Origin of the sequence: Methylobacterium crusticola (genome assembly GCF_003574465.1) — a bacterium.
Lineage (GTDB): Bacteria > Pseudomonadota > Alphaproteobacteria > Rhizobiales > Beijerinckiaceae > Methylobacterium > Methylobacterium crusticola.
On record NZ_QOWC01000434.1, the window covers coordinates 1 to 2180 of the forward strand.

Annotated in this window: 4 protein-coding genes; all 4 read right to left on the reverse strand. The window is 76.0% G+C overall.

Annotated elements, in window-relative coordinates; translation table 11 throughout:
- A partial coding sequence (locus DT057_RS34675) for an Hpt domain-containing protein (RefSeq protein WP_203236464.1) occupies nt 1-406 on the reverse strand: 406 nt, incomplete at its 3' end.
- Entirely contained in the window at nt 403-792 is a 390-nt protein-coding gene (locus tag DT057_RS34680) for a response regulator (RefSeq protein ID WP_128566527.1), read from the reverse strand. The genes DT057_RS34680 and DT057_RS34675, both read right to left, overlap by 4 nt.
- The gene (locus DT057_RS34685) at nt 785-1657 is read right to left on the reverse strand and encodes a CheR family methyltransferase (protein ID WP_238313081.1); all 873 of its coding nucleotides are present in this window, start codon (nt 1655-1657) and stop codon (nt 785-787) included. Before DT057_RS34685 ends, DT057_RS34680 begins: the two co-directional genes overlap by 8 nt.
- 7 nt (nt 1658-1664) lie before the next feature.
- A partial coding sequence (locus DT057_RS34690; protein WP_162501614.1) for a HEAT repeat domain-containing protein occupies nt 1665-2180 on the reverse strand: 516 nt, incomplete at its 5' end.

A 2180-nucleotide genomic window follows, 5' to 3' on the forward strand; every position in this document is an offset into this window, starting at 1 on the left:
CCGCGGCCGCCGGCCCCGACGGGCGCCCGAGCAGGGCGCGGTAGCGCCCGGTCAGGCGCGAGGCGTCCGCCTCGACGCCCGGCGGCAGGCGCCCCGAGGCGGCGACGGCGTCGGTCCAGAGCGCGGCGGCGTCCAGGGTCTCGAGGGAGAGGTCGATCAGCGCGGCCCCGACCGCGAGCGTTCCGGCGCGGACCGCCGAGAAGCCGTCCTCGGCGGCGTGCAGCACGGCGAGGAACGGCGGGAAATCGAACAGCCCGACCGATCCCTTCAGGGTGTGGAAGGCGCGGAACACCCGGTCGAGGGCGGCCGCGTCGGCGGGCGCGGCCTCGAGCACCAGGAGGTCCTCGGTGGCCGACTGGACGAGCTCCCGCGCCTCGACCACGAACTCGGCGACGAGGTCGCTCATCGCGCCCGCCCGAGGAGTGCGAGGGCGTGCGCCGCGAGCGCCTCCTCGGCCAGCGGCTTGACGAGGTAGAGGTTGGCGCCCGCCGCCCGGGCCGCCGCCCGGTCGCCGTCCCCGGCCTCGGTGCTGGTGACGAGTGCCGGGATCGCCCGCACCGGCGCCTCCCGGCGGCGCAGCGCGCGCAGGAACGTGAGGCCGTCCATCTTGGGCATGTTCACGTCGAGGACGAGGAGCCCGTAGGGCCGGCGCAGCACCATCTCCATGGCCTCGACGCCGTTGTGGGCCTCGTCGACGGCGCAGCCCGCCCGCTCGAGCACGCCGCGATAGTACATGCGCACGAGGTTCGCGTCGTCCACGACGAGGACCCGCGGGGCGGCCGCCTCAGACATGCTCGCCCTCCCGCGGGCGCTGGTACACGATGGCGTCGGCGTAGCGGCAGACGCGGAACAGCGGCGAGATCCGGCTCATCGACTCGGTGTGGCCGAGGCAGACGAAGCCGCCCGGCACGAGGCTCTCGTAGAGGTTGCCGGCGGCGCTGCGCCGGGAGGCATCGTCGAAGTAGATCAGGACGTTGCGGCAGAGCACGACGTCGAACCGGCCCTCGCCCCCCGTCGCCCTCGCGTCCATCAGGTTGCAGGCCGAGAAGCGCACCGACCCGCGCAGGGCCGCGATGATGCGCCGCTCGCCCGCGGCGGTCGCGGGCTCGAAGTAGCGGGCGACGAGGTCGGGCGTGAGCCGCATGAGCGACCGGTCGCCGTAGCGGCCGGCCTCCGCGGCGGCGAGGACCCGGGTGTCGATGTCCGAGCCGACGATCTCGACCTCGTAGCGGTCGACCTCCGGCCAGTGCTCCAGGAGCCAGATCGCCACGGAGTACGGCTCCTCGCCGGTGGAGCAGGGCATCGACCAGATCCGGACGCTGTCCCCCGGCCCCTTGCCGGCCGTGACCTCGGCCATGAGCGAGGCGGTGAGGCAGCGCAGCTGATGCTCCTCGCGGAAGAAGTAGGTCTCGTTGACCGTGAGCGCGTTGATCAGGCGCTCGGTCTCGCCCCCCGCCGACCGGGTGCCGGCCTCGACGCGCAGGCGCCCGAAATAGGCCGCGAAGGAGCGCGTGCCCGTCGCCTGCATCCGCTCCGCCAGCCGGCGGTCGACGTAGTAGCGCTTGGCCGGCGTGAAGGCGATGCCGGTGCGCCGGTAGAAGAAGTCGCAGAAGCGCGCGAAGTCGGCGTCCGCGATCGGGGAGGGGGTGTCCGCCACGGGGCCGCTATCCCTCGCCGCCGAGGCGCGCCAGGGTCGCGTCGATGGCGAGCGGCAGGAACGGGTCGGCCGCGAACCGCGCCCGCGCCGCCCGCAAGGAGGCCCGGGCCCCGGCGGTGCCGACCTCCGCCAGCACCTCGACGGCGGCGGCGCAGACGTTGGGGTGCGGCTCGGATTCCAGCAGGCGGACGAGGAGCGCGGTCGCAGCCTCGGGCGCCTGGCTCCGGGCGATGCCGGCCGCCAGGAGGCGCACGTCCGGGTCGGGATCGCCGAGGAGGCCCGGAAGCAGGCCGGCCACCGCGGCGGGCATGTCCTGGAGCGCCTCGACGCAGCCGTTGCGCAGGGCCGGGTCCTGGGCCCGCAGGTGCGGCGCCAGGGCCGCCGCCGCCGCCTCGTCGGCGATCGCCACGAGGGCCGAGAGCAGGGCCTCGCGCACGCGGGCATCCGCCTCCCCGGCGAGCGCCGCGCCGAGGGCCGCGGCCCCCTCGGGCCGGCCCGCCAGGGCCCGGGCCGCGGCGAGCCG

Excerpts from the sequence above, each read along its gene's own strand:
- DT057_RS34680 (WP_128566527.1), bottom strand. The coding sequence starts at position 792 with ATGTCTGAGGCGGCCGCCCCGCGGGTCCTCGTCGTGGACGACGCGAAC.